Origin of the sequence: Stenotrophomonas sp. HMSC10F07 (genome assembly GCF_001807895.1) — a bacterium.
GTDB classification, from domain to species: domain Bacteria; phylum Pseudomonadota; class Gammaproteobacteria; order Xanthomonadales; family Xanthomonadaceae; genus Stenotrophomonas; species Stenotrophomonas sepilia.
Genome location: NZ_KV791327.1, coordinates 1 through 14,422, shown reverse-complemented (window position 1 = coordinate 14,422; position 14,422 = coordinate 1). Strand labels below are relative to the sequence as shown.

Sequence of the window (14,422 nt, the reverse complement as noted above, 5' to 3'; positions counted from 1 at the left end):
GAAGCACCGGCGCCGGCCGCAGCACCTGCGCCGAGCGCGCCCGCCGCCGAGGCCCCTGCCAGCAGTGGCGGTGGCGAGGGTGGCGAGGGCCGCGAATCCGGCCAGCCGCGGCAGCAGAATCACCAGGGGGGTGGCCAGAACCAGGGCCAGAACCCGTACAACCAGAACGGCCAGCAGGGCCAGGGGCAAGGCCAGGGCAACCGCCGCGACCGCTTCCGCAACCGCCGCGACCGTGACCGCAACAACCGCTTCCGCGACGATGGCATGTCCAATGACGGCGGCGAACAGCAGCCGTTCGTGCCGCGCCCGCACGCCAACGTGCCCGAGGGCTTCCCGGTCTACTCGCTGAGCGACCTCAAGCGCATGCCGGCACAGAAGCTGCTGGAAATCGCCGAGCAGCTGCAGATCTCCGAAGGCGTGGCCCGTGCCCGCAAGCAGGACGTGATCTTCGCCCTGCTGAAGGTGCTGACCCGCCACGGTGACGGCGTCGCCGCCGATGGTGTGCTGGAAATCCTGCCGGATGGCTTCGGTTTCCTGCGCGCTGCCGAAGCCAGCTACCTGGCCGGCCCGGACGACACCTACATCTCGCCCAGCCAGATCCGCCGCTTCAACCTGCGCACCGGCGACCACATCTCCGGCCGCATCCGCTTCCCGAAGGACGGCGAGCGCTACTTCGCGCTGAACATCGTCGACACCATCAACGGCGAGCCGATCGAAGCGTCGAAGAACAAGGTGCTGTTCGAGAACCTGACCGCACTGTTCCCGCGCCGCCGCTTCACCCTTGAGCGTGGCAACGGTTCGTCGGAAGACATCACCGGCCGCATCCTCGATCTGATGGCGCCGCAGGGCAAGGGCCAGCGCTCGCTCATCGTGTCGCAGCCGAAGGCCGGCAAGACGATGATGATGCAACAGGTCGCCACCGCCATCACCACCAACCATCCGGACGTGCACCTGATCGTGCTGCTGATCGACGAGCGCCCGGAAGAAGTGACCGAAATGCAGCGCACCGTGCGCGGCGAGGTCATCAGCTCGACCTTCGACGAGCCGGCCGCGCGCCACGTGCAGGTGGCCGAAATGGTCATCGAGCGCGCCAAGCGCCTGGTCGAGCACAAGAAGGATGTGGTGATCCTGCTCGACTCGATCACCCGCCTGGCCCGCGCCTACAACAACGTGGTGCCGAGCTCGGGCAAGGTGCTGACCGGTGGTGTGGACGCCAACGCCCTGCACCGCCCGAAGCGCTTCTTCGGTGCCGCGCGCAACGTGGAAGAAGGCGGCAGCCTGACCATCATCGCCACCGCGCTGGTCGACACCGGCTCGAAGATGGACGAGGTGATCTACGAAGAGTTCAAGGGCACCGGCAACAGCGAAGTGCACCTGAGCCGTCGTATCGCTGAAAAGCGCGTGTTCCCGGCCATCGACATCAACCGTTCCGGTACCCGCCGCGAAGACCTGCTGATCGAACCGGAACTGCTGCAGAAGATCTGGATCCTGCGCAAGCTGCTGCATCCGATGGATGAGATGGCCGCGATGGAATTCCTGCTGGACAAGATGAAGAACACCAAGTCCAACGACGAGTTCTTCGGTTCGATGAAGCGCTGATCCACGCCATTGCATTGAAGAGAACCTGCCGCCCGCTGCGGCAGGTTTTTTTTTGCCTGCAGGGCGACCTGTTTCACTTTGCCGCCGCTGACTTTTGGCGATAATTCGCCCCATACCCTGCCCGGCCCCAAGGGCGTGGCCACCGATTCCCGCTGTCGCCCCTTCCGGAGAACCGGTCGGGTCCAGCCTCCTGCCGGATCCGTCGACGCATGCGAACGCTGTCTCCCCGCCTCAACCTGGGCAAGCTGATCCTCGCCCTGGCACTGCTCAGCGCCATCATCGCCCTGGCCAATACCCTGCTGGCCAGTTACCGCGTGCAGCGCGACCAGCTGGTCGGCAACACCCTGGAGGCCAACCGCGTCTATGCCACCAAGCTGGCCGAGACCACCCAGAATTTCCTGCTGGCCGCGCAGCAGGAGCTGGCCTACGCCGCCACCCGGCTCGGCCAGAATGATCTCGATCCGGCACAAGCCCAGGATGAAGCCAGCCGGCTGCAGCTGCAGACCAACAGCTTCAACTCCTCGCTGGTGGTCGACGCCGACGGCCTGGTGATCGCCACCTCGCCGCAGACCCTGCAGCTGCAGGGCGAGATCCTGCACAGCGCCGGCAACAACGCCGCACTGGCCGCGCGCCAGCCGATGATCAGCGATCCCTACCAGTCGACCACCGGCAAGCTGCTGGTCTCGCTGTCGCACCCGATCTTCGATCGCCAGGGCCGCTATCGCGGCTACGTCAGCGGCACCCTCTACCTGCGCCAGCGCAGTGCGCTGCACACGCTGCTGGGCAAGCACTACTACCGCGACGGCTCGTACCTGTACGTGGTGGACCGCAATGGCCGCCTGCTGTACCACGCCGATGGCAAGCGGGTCGGCGACTACGTGGTCGGCAACCCGGCGGTGAAGGCAGTCGTGCGCGGTGAACGCGGTGCGCAGCAGGTCCGCAACAACCTGGGCGTATCGATGCTGGCCGGCTATGCACCGGTACCGGCCACCGGCTGGGGCATCATCGCCCAGCGGCCGACCGAGGCCACGCTGCAGCCATTGTCACGGTTGATGACCGCGGTGATCTGGAATGCGATCCCGCTCGGCCTGCTGTCACTGCTGGTCACCTGGTGGTTCGCCCGTCGCATCTCGATGCCGCTGTGGCAGCTGGCGCGAAACGTGCAGGGTGGCGAGGACACCGGCAACGCGATCAGCCACGTCAGCGGCATCCGCGCCTGGTACTTCGAGGTGGCCCAGCTCAAGCAGGCCGTGCTGCACAGCTTCAACGCGCTGCAGGACCGCATCGGCACGCTCAGCCGCGCCAACCGTACCGATCCGCTGACCGGCCTGCTCAATCGCCGCGGCCTGCAGCAGGCGCTGGATGCGCTGCAGGTGCAGGGCATTCCGTTCGCGATCCTGGCGCTGGACATCGATCGCTTCAAATCGATCAACGACAACCATGGCCATGACGTCGGCGACGCGGCCATCGTCCATATCGCCGACCAGATGCGCCGCTACTCGCGCGACAGCGACATCCTCTGCCGTGCCGGCGGCGAGGAATTCCTGCTGCTGTTGCCGGGCATCAGCACCGACTCTGCGCGCCAGGCCGGCGAGCGCCTGCGCCAGCACATCGCCGATCATCCGTTCGAGCCGGTCGGCACCATCACCGTGTCACTGGGCGTGGCCCACTTCCCCAGCTTCCACGTCGATGCCGAGCAGGCACTGCGGCTGGCCGACAAGGCCCTGTACATGGCCAAGGAACAGGGCCGCAACCGGGTGGTGGTCTACCCGTACGCGGACTGAAAAGCGGCCGGCCTGGCCGACCGCTTCACCGCGCCGGGCTCAGCGCTGCGCCAACGGTGTCAGCAGGCGCAGGCCGCGCTGGGTGCCATCGACCATGTACACGCCCCCGGCCGGCAGCAGATCACTGCCCGCCTGTTCGACGGCATCCGGCTTGCGCCACGGTGCGGCCTGGCGTGGGCCGGGGATGTAGGCACGCCAGCGGCCATAGCGCTCCGGCTGGGCATTGCCGTTGCTGCCGGTGTCGCTGTTCAGGGCGAAGTTCACCGGCACGCGTACGGTCCAGAAGTCGCGCGTGCTGTTCTCGCCGGTCGTGGGCGGGATGAAGGTCCACTTTCGGGCGCCGCTGGTGCTGGCCTTGGCGAGCAGGTCGCGCATCTTGGCCAGGGTCCGCTCCGGCGCGACCACGGTCATGTTCACCTGTTCGGCAATGACGTCGGCCACGGTCCCGTCGCGGGCCACCTTGACCAGCAGCAGCACATCACCCTGCCCGCCACTGCGGAAGACATCCTCGGGGTAGCGCGGTGGCGGCATGCTCTTCCGGGTCACCGAATCGGTAGCCTTCGGGTCATACTCACTGAAGTCGACACTGGTCATGCTGACCTGGTAGCTGCCGTCGTCCTGCTCCTTGCCACGCAGGCGCACCCGCAGTGGTGCGTGGACCGCCACCGGCTTGCCATCGCGCAGCGTCGGCTCGAACTGCCATCCACGGATGGTGCCCTCCACGAACGATGCAATACCCGGTGCGAGCATCGCCTGCTGGTCCAGAACCAGCGCGCTGACCGAGCCGTCGGCCGCCACATCGATACTGCCCGACAGCGCCATGCTCATCTCGGCGGTGGCGCGCACGGCGCGCGCGTTCTGGGCGACGGCCTCGGATGGCAGCAGCGGGGCAGCTGCGGAGAACGCCAGGGCCAGCGCAAGGAACAGGGGGGAACGCATCATTGCCGGATCCGTGGTGATGAAGTGAGCACCGAGCGTACCGCAGTCCTGACCGGACCGGCATGTGCTTCACGCCACGCCGTTCAGGCCAGGCGATGGGCCGCCGCGTAGGGCGGCGTATCCGGATAGTTCCCCTCGGCGAAGCGCGCCTGCAGGTCCTGCCACCACGCCGGATCGAACAGGTGCCGGTAGTGCTCCCTCACCGCCGCCAGTTCGCTGGCGGGCAGCCCCATGAACGGGCCGAAGCGCTCGGGAAACACGTCGCGTGGACCGACATGGAACCAGGGTTCATCGGCCATGGCTTCCTCCGGCGTACGCGGCTGCGGCCATGCGCGGAACACGCAGTCGCTGACCAGGCACAGCTCGTCGTAGTCGTAGAACACGGCCCGGCCATGCCGCGATACGCCGAAGTTCTTCGGCAGCATGTCGCCGGGGAAGATGTTGTTGCGCGCCATGTCGGTGATCGCCTGCGCATAGTCGAGTACCGCTGCGCGCACCGCCTCGCTCCCCTGCTCGCGCAGGTACAGATTCAATGGCCGGAAACGGCGCTGCACGTAGCACAGTGCGACTTCCACATGGTCGCCATCGACCCGCACGGTCTGCGCGCATTGCTGCAGCAACTCCTCCAGCAAGGCCGGTGCGAAGCGATCGCGCGGGAAGCGCAGGTGGCGATACGGCTGCGCATCGAGCAGGCGGCCGACACGGTCGAGGTTGAACACCAGCGCGTACTTCTCTTCCACCTGCCGCCGCGACATCGCCTTGGGCCAGGCGAAGCGGTCGCGGATCAGCTTGAACACCAGCGGATAGCTGGGCAGGGTGAACACCGCCATGACCATGCCCGGCGTGCCTTCGGCGGGCACCAGCCGCTCCTGCGGATGTTCGTTGAAGTGGCGGAAGAAGGTGCGGTAGCGCTCGGTCTTGCCTTGCTTGGCACGGCCCAGCACGGTGTAGATCTCATCGATGGGCTTGCCCGGCAGCAGGCTGCGCAGGAACACCACCGCATCGCCCACCGTGGCAAGGTCGGCCTGGAAATAACTGCGCGACACGCCGAACAGATGGGCGACGTCGCGGCGCCGGGTCAGCACCGCGTCGGCACGCAGTCCACGCTCATCGTTGACCAGTGCGATCACGCAGGGTGAGAAGCGGTGCTCGCCGAACACGCGGCCTACCAGATAGGCGCGGCGCTCGCGATAGAACACGGTGTCGAGCAGCTCGATGCTGCGCACCGGCGTATCGCCCCAGTGGGCCAGATCGTCCTGCAGGCGCACGGCGATGGCCGCCGCGCAGCGCAGCTGGTGCGCATACGGAATGTCGAAGCGGTAATCGGCCAACACGCGCTGCAGGGCCTCCACCGGCCGCGTGGGTGAAACCGCGTAGGTATGCCGCGCAACCGGATGGGTGATCGCATCGGACGGCTCGACGTCAAAGGCGATGAACTCCAGCGCCGGGTCCACGCCACGGGTGGAGAACAAGCGCCGCGACAGCGTGTTGTAGAAGGTCTTGTACAGTTCGGCATCGATCAGCCCCCGCAGCAATGCGCTGTAGCGTGCATGCACCTGCAGCCACAATGCGCGCTCCCCGATTGCTTCGCCGGCAAGGCGCCGCAGTGCATCCATCTGTTCGGCAATGCACAGGTTGTACAGCGCGATGCGCTCGACTGCATCCTGGCGCGCAGCCGCCCAGTCGCGCTGCTCGAAACGCTGCCGCGCACGAGCGGTGATCGCCGCAAAGCGGGCGTGGTACTGCTCGAAGCCAGCGTGGATGGCGCCAGCGATGCGCGACGCCAGCTCGGCATCGATATCAGGCTCGGACATGCAGGACTCATCCGGGAGGACCGGCTTCACCATACGCTGGCGTGGGGTGGCTTGTGTAGGGCCGAGCCCATGCTCGGCTTGGTTCACCGTAATCTGCCCGAAGAACAGCCAAGCGTCGGCTTGGCTCTACAGGACCAGCGCCGCTACGCGCCGCAACAAACGCAACGATTCCTACAGACCCGGTGCCCCTCTGCTGCCTACCCTTTCAGGCCCAACCACGGCACGAGGTGACGCATGCAGCAAATGACCTTTATCCCACGCGTGGAGGAAGGCAACGTGATCCCGCAGCGTGCCCGCGATGGCTACATCAGCGCAACCGCCCTCTGCCAGTCCGTCAACAAGCGCTGGTCCGATTACCGGGCGCTGAGATCGACGGAGGAGTTTCTGCAGGAGCTTACCGTCCAGACCGGTCTGGCCGAGCATGAACTGATCCACGTGGTCTCCGGCGGGAATCCGACCCTGCAGGGCACCTGGATCCATCCCTATCTGGCCATCAACCTCGGCCAGTGGCTGTCGCGCAAGTTCGCAGTGAAGGTCTCGCAGTGGGTGGTGGAATGGCAGCAGGGTCGCGCCAATGCGTTGCTCCCCGTACACATCGATCGCTACATGCAGAACCGTGCGAAGGTGCCGTATACCCATTTTTCGATGCTCAACGAGCTGACATTGAACCTGATCGCACCGCTGGAGCAGGCAGGCTATACGCTCCCGCAGGCGCTGGTGCCGGACATCTCCGAAGGCCGCCTGTTCTGCAAATGGCTGAGGGATCATCGCGGCGTCAACACCGACGCACTGCCCACGTATGACCACGCCTACCCGGACGGCCGGACGGTGCAGGCCAAGCTGTATCCCAACGAGTTCTACGAGGATTTCCGCCGCCATTTCAACGAAGTGTGGCTGCCCCAGAAGGCGCACACGTACTTCGCCAAGCGCGACAGCGAAGCGCTTTCGTTCGTGACCACGCTGCTGCTTCCACCGCAGTGAAAGCAGCGCCGAACGCGCTCGGCTGCTTCGGCTGAAAGCAGCCGAGCATGGCCCGGCGCTACAGGAGCAGATGGCTCAGATCGCCAGTTCGGCCTCCACGTCCTGCACCTTGCGTCGGGCCAGTGCAAGGTTGGACTTGGTCCGGTCCAGCACGATGTAGAAGAACAGTCCCTTCTTCTTCGCAACCGGTCGCATGATGTGGTACGCCTTGCCCAGCGAGATCAGGATATCCTCGATGCTGTCATTGAGGTTCAACGAGGCGGCGGTCTTCATCTTGGCCCGGATCACTTCGGTGTTGCCGGCGGCGGCCACCTCCATGTCCATGCCGGCACCGGCCTCGCCCAGCAGCATGCCGCTTTCGTAGTCGACCAGCGCCACTGCCTGCGCGCCGTCGATGCCCATCAGTGCGTTCAACGATTCATTCAATCCAGCCACGTCGCACCCCTTGTCGATGTTGGTTCGAGCCCCTCGTTCCCCTGCGGCCGGGCTCACGATCCGCCGAGTTCGGCCAGGATCGCCTGGCCACATTCCCTGCTCTGCCACAGCACCTGGCCGATCACGCTGCGCTGGTCGCAGGCCGCCATCAGCAGCAGCGGTGCGCGTCCCTCGGCCTGGATCGCCAGCATCAGCACCTTCCCGCCCATCGCTTCCAGCATCAGCGTCTGCAGATCGCCCAGCAGCAGTTCGCGCCCCACCGCTGCGGCCAACGCCAGCATCGCGCTGGTCATCGCCGCCAGCCGTTCGCCGCGTCCTTCGGCACCGGCGCTGACCAGGGCAAAGCCATCGACGCTGGCCAGCACCACCGTGCGCACGCCCTCCACCCGCTGCTGCAGGTCCTGCAGCAGCGGCTGCAGGCGCTCACGCTGGCCCGCATCGGGCAGTACCGCCATCTGCCCGTCATCCATGCGCGGCCACCAGTGCGTGTGCTTCCATTTCGCTCATCAGTACATCCATCAGCAGCAATCCCTGTTCGCGGTCACGGGCATCGACGGCCAGCAACGGCAGCGGCTGGTCGTCGAGGCAGGCGTGCGTGGCCCAGTCATCCAGCGCCGCCTGTGGTGCCTGGTCCAGGTGGGTGACCGCCACGACCAGTGCCAGGGATGATGCGAACGGCTGCAGCACCTGCAGGTAGTCCTGCAGCTCGCTGGCAATGCCGGCGCGACGTGCGTCCAGCAACAGCACCGCGCCCCGTGCACCCTGTAGCAGGATCGGCCACAGGAAATCGAAACGCTGCTGGCCGGGCGTTCCGTACAGACGCAGGCGTTCTCCGTTGGGCAGGCCGATGTCCGCATAGTCCAGCGCGACGGTGGTGGAGGCCTTGTCGGCCCCGAAACGATCACTGTTGGCCACATCAGTATCGATCACTGCGCCCGCAGCAATGCTGCGCACCAGCGTCGACTTTCCGCTGCCCATGCCGCCCAGCACCACCACCTTGTGCTCACGCATTGCGCTCACTCCCGCGCAGATGCCGCCACAGGCGGGCAAGCAATCCGTTGTCGGTGCGGGTGCCACCGGTCGCCATCATCGCCGCCGCGGGGGCGGCCTGCAGCTGCGCGTAGCCACACAGGTAGGCCGCGTGGATGAAATCGCGAACGGCCGCCGCCGGCAGCTCAAGCAGCATCGCGCATTCTTCAACCGTACAGGCGCGCTTGAGCAGCAACGAGCACAGGCGGAAACCATCGTGGTCGTGCCCCAGTACGCGGAAATCCGGCCAGCGCAGCAGCTTCACCGAAGCGCCGCGCAGGCGTTCGTCCAATGCCTGCCAGTGGCGGCTGCGTTGCGCCCATTGCCACAACAGCGGCCGCAGCGGCTGGCGTGGTCGCTCACCAGCCAGCGCCTGCAGGCGCGCTGGCGTCAGTGCATCCAGCTGCAGGCGTTCGAAAGCATCGGCCAGGCGCTCCACCAGCGCGCTCGCGGGTTCCTGCAACAGCACGGCCTGGTCGTGCTCCAGATCCATCAACAGCAAAGGTTCGCCCGCATCACTCAACAGTGCCTGACCATGGCGCAGCGGCAACCGCTCGCGCAGCAGGCGGGTGATGGCGTGTGCGCCATCGGCCAGACGTATCAGTGCGGGTGCGGGCATGGCCAGGGGCTCCGGTGCCAACTGCATGCGGCGCAGCGCGCGGCCGATGGCACCGTCGTCGAGCACATCCTGCTGTCCGTCGCCGTCGCGCAGTTGGCCGCCGTTGTCCTCTATCCAGCATTGCAGGCGCGGTCGCTGCTGGCGCATGCGCTGGGCCGCGTTGCGCAGTGCCGGGGTATCGCGGATGACCAGCAGGTCGCAGTCGTCCAGGTCCTGGCTGCGGCGGACCTGGCCGTCCGGCAGTGCCGACGCCAGGCGCAGCCGTTGCAGCAGGGCCTGCTCGCCCTGGATGTCGGTTCCCACTACCAGCACGCGTGCCATCTGTGTTCCCCGAGCGACCACCTCCCCGGTGGTCTCGCGTCGCCAAGGCTAGGGCATCGCCAGCGGCAGCCGTCGTGATCGACTGCTCAGATCGGGAGCGGTTGCAGGCGGTGTCCGATCGGTTCTGCGACGGCTATCGCGGGCAAGTTTCATGCCCCGTTGACGGCATTCCGACAGCCGACGGAAGTCACGGTTTCATCGCCTGGGGTCAGATCCCTTTTGCGTGGCAAAAGGGATCTGACCCCAGAGCCAAAAAAGAAACCCGCGCCGAAGCGCGGGTTCCGGGGTCACGGCCGAACGGCGACGGATCAGCCGCGCAGCAGCTCCAGCGCGGCGTTGAAGGTCGCGCTCGGGCGCATCGCCTTGCTGGCCTTGGCCACGTCCGGACGGTAGTAGCCGCCGATGTCCACGGCCTTGCCCTGCACTGCGATCAGCTCGTCGACGATCTTCTGCTCGTTGTCGGTCAGCGCCTTGGCCAGCGGGGCGAAGCGTGCCTTCAGCGCGGCATCCTCGTCCTGCGCGGCCAGGGCCTGCGCCCAGTACAGGGCGATGTAGAAGTGGCTGCCACGGTTGTCGATGCCGCCGAGCTTGCGCGACGGCGACTTGTCGTTGTCCAGGAACTGGCCGTTGGCTTCGTCCAGCGCCTTGGCCAGCACGCGGGCGGCGGCGTTGTCATAGCGGTTGCCCAGGTGTTCCAGCGACGCAGCCAGGGCCAGGAACTCGCCCAGCGAATCCCAGCGCAGGTAGTCCTCTTCGACGAACTGCTGCACGTGCTTCGGGGCCGATCCACCGGCGCCGGTCTCGAACAGGCCACCACCGGCCATCAGCGGCACGATCGACAGCATCTTGGCGCTGGTGCCCAGCTCCATGATCGGGAACAGATCGGTCAGGTAGTCGCGCAGCACGTTGCCGGTCACCGAAATGGTGTCCTCGCCCTTGCGGATGCGGTCCAGCGAGAACGCGGTGGCTTCCACCGGCGGCAGGATGCGGATGTCCAGGCCATTGGTGTCGTGGTCCTTCAGATACTGCTCGACCTTGGCGATGACCTGCGCGTCGTGGGCGCGGGCGGCATCCAGCCAGAACACGGCCGGGGTGCTGCTCAGGCGGGCACGCTCGACGGCCAGCTTGACCCAGTCCTGGATCGGCGCGTCCTTGGTCTGGCACATGCGCCAGATGTCACCGGCTTCCACAGTGTGCTCGAACACCAGGTTGCCGGCGTCGTCGGTGACCTTGACCACGCCATCGGCAGCGATCTGGAAGGTCTTGTCGTGCGAGCCGTACTCTTCGGCCTTCTGTGCCATCAGGCCGACGTTGGGCACCGAGCCCATGGTGGCCGGGTCGAAGGCGCCGTGCGCCTTGCAGTCGTCGATGACGGCCTGGTACACGCCGGCATAGCAGCGGTCCGGAATGACCGCCTTGGTGTCCTGCAGCTTGCCTTCGGCGTTCCACATCTTGCCGGAGTCGCGGATCATCGCCGGCATCGAGGCGTCGACGATGACGTCGCTCGGCACGTGCAGGTTGGTGATGCCCTTGTCCGAGTTGACCATGGCCACGCCCGGGCGCTGTGCGTACTCGGCAGCCAGGTCGGCTTCGATCGCGGCACGGGTGGCTTCCGGCAGCGACGGCAGGCGCGCAGCCAGGTCACCGATGCCGTTGTTGGCGTCGAAACCGGCCTGCTTGAGCACGTCGGCATGCTTGGCCAGCACGTCCTTGTAGAACTCATTGACCGCCACGCCGAACATGATCGGGTCGGAGACCTTCATCATGGTCGCCTTCAGGTGCAGCGAGAACAGCACGCCCTGGGCCTTGGCATCGGCGATCTGCTCACCGATGAACGCGGCCAGCGCCTTGCGGCTCATCACCGCGGCGTCGACGATCTCGCCGGCCTTGACCGCGGTCTTTTCCTTCAGCACAGCGGTGCTGCCGTCGTTGCCGTGGAAGGTGATCTTCAGCGAACCGGCATTGACCAGGGTGGCCGACTTCTCGCTGCCGTAGAAATCACCGGCGGCCATGTGCGCGACATGCGACTTCGAATCCGGCGCCCAGGCGCCCATACGGTGCGGGTGCTTGCGCGCGTAGTTCTTCACCGACAGCGGTGCACGGCGGTCGGAGTTGCCTTCGCGCAGCACCGGGTTCACCGCGCTGCCCTTGACCTTGTCGTAGCGCGCCTTGTAGTCGCGCTGCTGGTCGTCGGCCGGGGTTTCCGGGTAATCCGGCAGCGGGTAGCCCTGGTCCTGCAGTTCCTTGATGGCCGCCTTCAGCTGCGGCACCGAGGCGGAAATGTTCGGCAGCTTGATGATGTTGGCGTCCGGGGTGGTTGCCAGCTGGCCCAGTTCGGCCAGGTCGTCGCTGACCTTCTGTGCATCGGACAGCAGTTCCGGGAACTGCGATAGGATGCGGCCGGACAGCGAGATGTCACGGGTTTCCACCACGATGCCGGCCGTGGCGGTGTAGGCGTCAACGATCGGCAGCAGCGACTGGGTGGCCAGGAACGGTGCTTCGTCGGTCAGCGTGTAGAGGATCTTGGACATGGGGGACTTGGACTCTGTAGCAATGCTCAGGGGAAGGCCGGCGCCAGCGCCGGGCCACGTGCAACCGTGTCGCGCGCGGGGCGGAGCCCCACGCTTTCCCCGTCGCCGTCAGGGTGGGCGCGCGGCGGGGAAACCCCTGCATTGTCGCGTTTTCAGCCGCGCGGGGCAAAGCCACGCCATACGCGACGGTACTGCATGGCGGCAACGCTGTGATCCATCCACGCCTGGATGAAGCCCGCCCACAGCATCAGTGGATCCACGCCATGCGTGGATGAAGCCGACCATCGCACAACAAAAAAGGACGCAGCCTCGCGGCTGCGTCCATCGTGAGCCCTGCCGGGAGAGAGTCGGCTGGACTTACTTGACCTCGAACTCCTGCGGCGTTCCGGCCGCCTTGCCATCGACGGTGACTTCGGCGCGGTACTTGCCGGCCGGCCAGCCCTTTGCATTCTTGAACGTGACGTTGGTGGTTTCGGCACCGCTGGTGTTCAGCGTGGCATTCTGTTCGCCGGCCACCTGGCCGTCCTGGTAGGTCAGCTTCGCGCCAACGGTGACGTTGTTGGCGGCGCCGTCGGTCTTGACCGAGACGATGATGTCGTCCTTCGGCGCGAACAAAGCCGCCGTCGCAACCGACTTGTCGGCGGCTGCGGTCTTGCCGACCGTGACCGACGAGACGCTGACGGCGGCGGCTTCGGCCATCGGCGGCGGCGCGCCGGTCATCGGGGCCGGTGCCGCCGGCTCGGCCGGAGCAGTCGCTGCCGGAGCGGCGTTGTTGTCGGTCGACTCTTCTTTCTTCTTGCAACCGACCAGGGCGACGCTGCCCAGCAGGGCGGCGATCAGGGCGGTCTGGAGCGGGGTGGTCTTGATCATTCGGGGTTCCTCCCAGGGATTGTCGGACGGCGTTCTGGCCGGCTTACTTCGGCGGCAGTTTCAGGGTCTGGCCCGGGAAGATCTTGTCCGGGTCATCAAGCACATCGCGGTTGGCTTCGAAGATCTTCTTCCAGGCATTGGCGTCGCCCAGATGCTGCTTGGCGATCTTCGACAGCGAGTCACCCTTCTGCACGGTATAGGTGCCGCCGCTGACAACGTCCGCGGTGCTGTCCACCGAAGCGCTGACGCCGGAGAAGTCCGCCTTCGGCACCTGCTCGGCGGTACTGTCGACACTGCCACTGACGCCGGAGAAATCGGCTTTCTTCTCGGTACTCATCCACAACTCCCGTCTGCATGACTACGTGACTGGCACGGTGCCATGGCGGTTGTTAAATGGGGATGGTGCAGATGTGAAGCCGCCCCCCGGGGCGGCTGAACAATCGGGGGAACGGACGTCCGGTAGTGCCGGTCGCTGGCCGGCTTTCCGTTGCCCTGGACGCGGGTTCCTTGCGGTTGCCGGCCAGCGGCCGGCACTACCGGTTACTGCCGCAGCTCGCGGTAGGTCGCAGCCGGGGCGGTGATGCCGGGGCTGGCGCGCCAGGGGTTGATGTCCAGGCCACCACGGCGGGTATAGCGGGCCTCCACTTCCAGCCATTGTGGCTGGCAGCGCGCAGATACCTCGCTGAAGATCCGCTCGACGCACTGCTCGTGGAACTCGGCGTGTTCACGGTAGCTGACCAAGTAGCGCAGCAGGCCCGCGCGATCGATCTTCGGCCCGCGGTAACGCAGGCTGACCGTGGCCCAGTCCGGCTGGCCGGTGACCGGGCAGTTGGACTTCAGCAGCGCCGAGACCAGGGTCTCCTCCACCACCTCGCCCGCATCGGCGGCGAGGAAGTCCGCCTGCGGCGGACCGTAGCAGTCGATCTCCACGTCCAGCCCGTCGATGGATTCACCGAGCGGCCTCTCGCGCAGGCCCGGCAGGCCGAACTCGACCTGGACCGGCACACCGGCGCAGGCCGACAGATCCGCCACCAGGCGCTCGCGCAGTGCCTCGGCGCTGTCGACGCGGGTGCTGTTGAGGGAGTTGAGGTACAACTTGAACGACTTCGATTCGATCAACTGCGGCGAGGTGCACGGCACCTGCACGGTGGCGACGGCGACCTGCGGCTTGCCGCGCGGATCGAGCCAGCTCAGCTCGAAGGCATGCCAGCGGTCATGGCCGACGAATGGCAGCGCGGCGTCATCGAGGCCGATCTCGGCGCGGGCGCCGCTGCGCGGGATGGGAAACAGCAGGCCGGGATCGTACTGCGACGGGTAACTGACCTCGCGACCGAGGCTGGAATCCTGTGGGGTGTTCATGGAGGTCATTGTATCGCGCGGAGGGCGGGCGTTCGGCCGGGCCGGCCAACGGCGAAGCCCCTCCGTGGTGGTTCAGGCACGATCTCGGGGTCGGCCGGGAGGGTGGGTTGGCTGGGGGCCGCTGCAAGTACGTCCATGTAA

13 protein-coding genes are annotated in these 14,422 nt (G+C 66.5%); 3 read left to right on the top strand and 10 right to left on the bottom strand.

Annotation, left to right across the window (positions count from 1 at the left end; genetic code table 11):
- A partial coding sequence (gene rho, locus HMPREF3114_RS02455; protein WP_070488948.1) for a transcription termination factor Rho occupies positions 1-1,599 on the top strand: 1,599 nt, incomplete at its 5' end.
- 209 nt (positions 1,600-1,808) lie between these two features.
- Positions 1,809-3,383, top strand: coding sequence for a sensor domain-containing diguanylate cyclase (locus HMPREF3114_RS02450; RefSeq protein ID WP_053498294.1), 1,575 nt, complete (start codon positions 1,809-1,811; stop codon positions 3,381-3,383).
- Between the two features lie 39 nt (positions 3,384-3,422).
- Here HMPREF3114_RS02450 and HMPREF3114_RS02445 read toward each other — a convergent pair whose 3' ends face one another.
- Entirely contained in the window at positions 3,423-4,325 is a 903-nt protein-coding gene (locus tag HMPREF3114_RS02445) for an energy transducer TonB (protein ID WP_053498296.1), read from the bottom strand.
- 80 nt (positions 4,326-4,405) lie between these two features.
- Positions 4,406-6,136, bottom strand: coding sequence for a bifunctional isocitrate dehydrogenase kinase/phosphatase (gene aceK, locus HMPREF3114_RS02440; protein ID WP_053498298.1), 1,731 nt, complete (start codon positions 6,134-6,136; stop codon positions 4,406-4,408).
- Positions 6,137-6,379: 243 nt separating this feature from the next.
- Between aceK and HMPREF3114_RS02435 the strand changes: the two genes are divergently transcribed.
- Complete coding sequence (locus HMPREF3114_RS02435; protein ID WP_229766014.1) at positions 6,380-7,117, top strand: KilA-N domain-containing protein; 738 nt, start codon at positions 6,380-6,382, stop codon at positions 7,115-7,117.
- Between the two features lie 75 nt (positions 7,118-7,192).
- On the opposite strand, the gene HMPREF3114_RS02430 is transcribed toward HMPREF3114_RS02435, so the two are convergent.
- From HMPREF3114_RS02430 to queF, 8 genes are all read right to left on the bottom strand, one after another.
- Positions 7,193-7,552: a hypothetical protein gene (locus HMPREF3114_RS02430; protein ID WP_005419760.1), complete on the bottom strand. Its 360-nt coding sequence runs from the start codon at positions 7,550-7,552 to the stop codon at positions 7,193-7,195.
- Positions 7,553-7,605: 53 nt separating this feature from the next.
- Positions 7,606-8,022: a roadblock/LC7 domain-containing protein gene (locus tag HMPREF3114_RS02425; RefSeq protein ID WP_053498302.1), complete on the bottom strand. Its 417-nt coding sequence runs from the start codon at positions 8,020-8,022 to the stop codon at positions 7,606-7,608.
- Entirely contained in the window at positions 8,015-8,563 is a 549-nt protein-coding gene (locus HMPREF3114_RS02420) for a GTP-binding protein (RefSeq protein WP_053498304.1), read from the bottom strand. Before HMPREF3114_RS02420 ends, HMPREF3114_RS02425 begins: the two co-directional genes overlap by 8 nt.
- The gene (locus tag HMPREF3114_RS02415) at positions 8,556-9,521 is read right to left on the bottom strand and encodes a hypothetical protein (protein ID WP_053498307.1); all 966 of its coding nucleotides are present in this window, start codon (positions 9,519-9,521) and stop codon (positions 8,556-8,558) included. The genes HMPREF3114_RS02420 and HMPREF3114_RS02415 overlap by 8 nt, the downstream gene beginning before the upstream one ends.
- A gap of 308 nt (positions 9,522-9,829) precedes the next feature.
- On the bottom strand, positions 9,830-12,052 hold the full coding sequence (locus HMPREF3114_RS02410; RefSeq protein ID WP_053498309.1) for an NADP-dependent isocitrate dehydrogenase: 2,223 nt from the start codon (positions 12,050-12,052) through the stop codon (positions 9,830-9,832).
- A gap of 357 nt (positions 12,053-12,409) precedes the next feature.
- Positions 12,410-12,922 (bottom strand): hypothetical protein, encoded by a 513-nt coding sequence (locus tag HMPREF3114_RS02405; RefSeq protein WP_005419769.1) that lies wholly within the window; start codon positions 12,920-12,922, stop codon positions 12,410-12,412.
- Between the two features lie 43 nt (positions 12,923-12,965).
- On the bottom strand, positions 12,966-13,259 hold the full coding sequence (locus tag HMPREF3114_RS02400) for a LysM peptidoglycan-binding domain-containing protein (RefSeq protein WP_005419771.1): 294 nt from the start codon (positions 13,257-13,259) through the stop codon (positions 12,966-12,968).
- A 203-nt stretch (positions 13,260-13,462) separates the two neighbouring features.
- Entirely contained in the window at positions 13,463-14,281 is an 819-nt protein-coding gene (gene queF / locus HMPREF3114_RS02395; protein ID WP_053498311.1) for an NADPH-dependent 7-cyano-7-deazaguanine reductase QueF, read from the bottom strand.
- Between the last annotated feature and the right edge of the window lie 141 nt (positions 14,282-14,422).

Excerpts from the sequence above, each read along its gene's own strand:
- HMPREF3114_RS02450 (WP_053498294.1), top strand. The coding sequence starts at position 1,809 with ATGCGAACGCTGTCTCCCCGCCTCAACCTGGGCAAGCTGATCCTCGCC.
- HMPREF3114_RS02445 (WP_053498296.1), bottom strand. The coding sequence starts at position 4,325 with ATGATGCGTTCCCCCCTGTTCCTTGCGCTGGCCCTGGCGTTCTCCGCA.
- aceK (WP_053498298.1), bottom strand. The coding sequence starts at position 6,136 with ATGTCCGAGCCTGATATCGATGCCGAGCTGGCGTCGCGCATCGCTGGC.
- HMPREF3114_RS02435 (WP_229766014.1), top strand. The coding sequence starts at position 6,380 with ATGACCTTTATCCCACGCGTGGAGGAAGGCAACGTGATCCCGCAGCGT.
- HMPREF3114_RS02425 (WP_053498302.1), bottom strand. The coding sequence starts at position 8,022 with ATGGATGACGGGCAGATGGCGGTACTGCCCGATGCGGGCCAGCGTGAG.
- HMPREF3114_RS02420 (WP_053498304.1), bottom strand. The coding sequence starts at position 8,563 with ATGCGTGAGCACAAGGTGGTGGTGCTGGGCGGCATGGGCAGCGGAAAG.
- HMPREF3114_RS02415 (WP_053498307.1), bottom strand. The coding sequence starts at position 9,521 with ATGGCACGCGTGCTGGTAGTGGGAACCGACATCCAGGGCGAGCAGGCC.
- HMPREF3114_RS02410 (WP_053498309.1), bottom strand. The coding sequence starts at position 12,052 with ATGTCCAAGATCCTCTACACGCTGACCGACGAAGCACCGTTCCTGGCC.
- HMPREF3114_RS02405 (WP_005419769.1), bottom strand. The coding sequence starts at position 12,922 with ATGATCAAGACCACCCCGCTCCAGACCGCCCTGATCGCCGCCCTGCTG.
- HMPREF3114_RS02400 (WP_005419771.1), bottom strand. The coding sequence starts at position 13,259 with ATGAGTACCGAGAAGAAAGCCGATTTCTCCGGCGTCAGTGGCAGTGTC.
- queF (WP_053498311.1), bottom strand. The coding sequence starts at position 14,281 with ATGAACACCCCACAGGATTCCAGCCTCGGTCGCGAGGTCAGTTACCCG.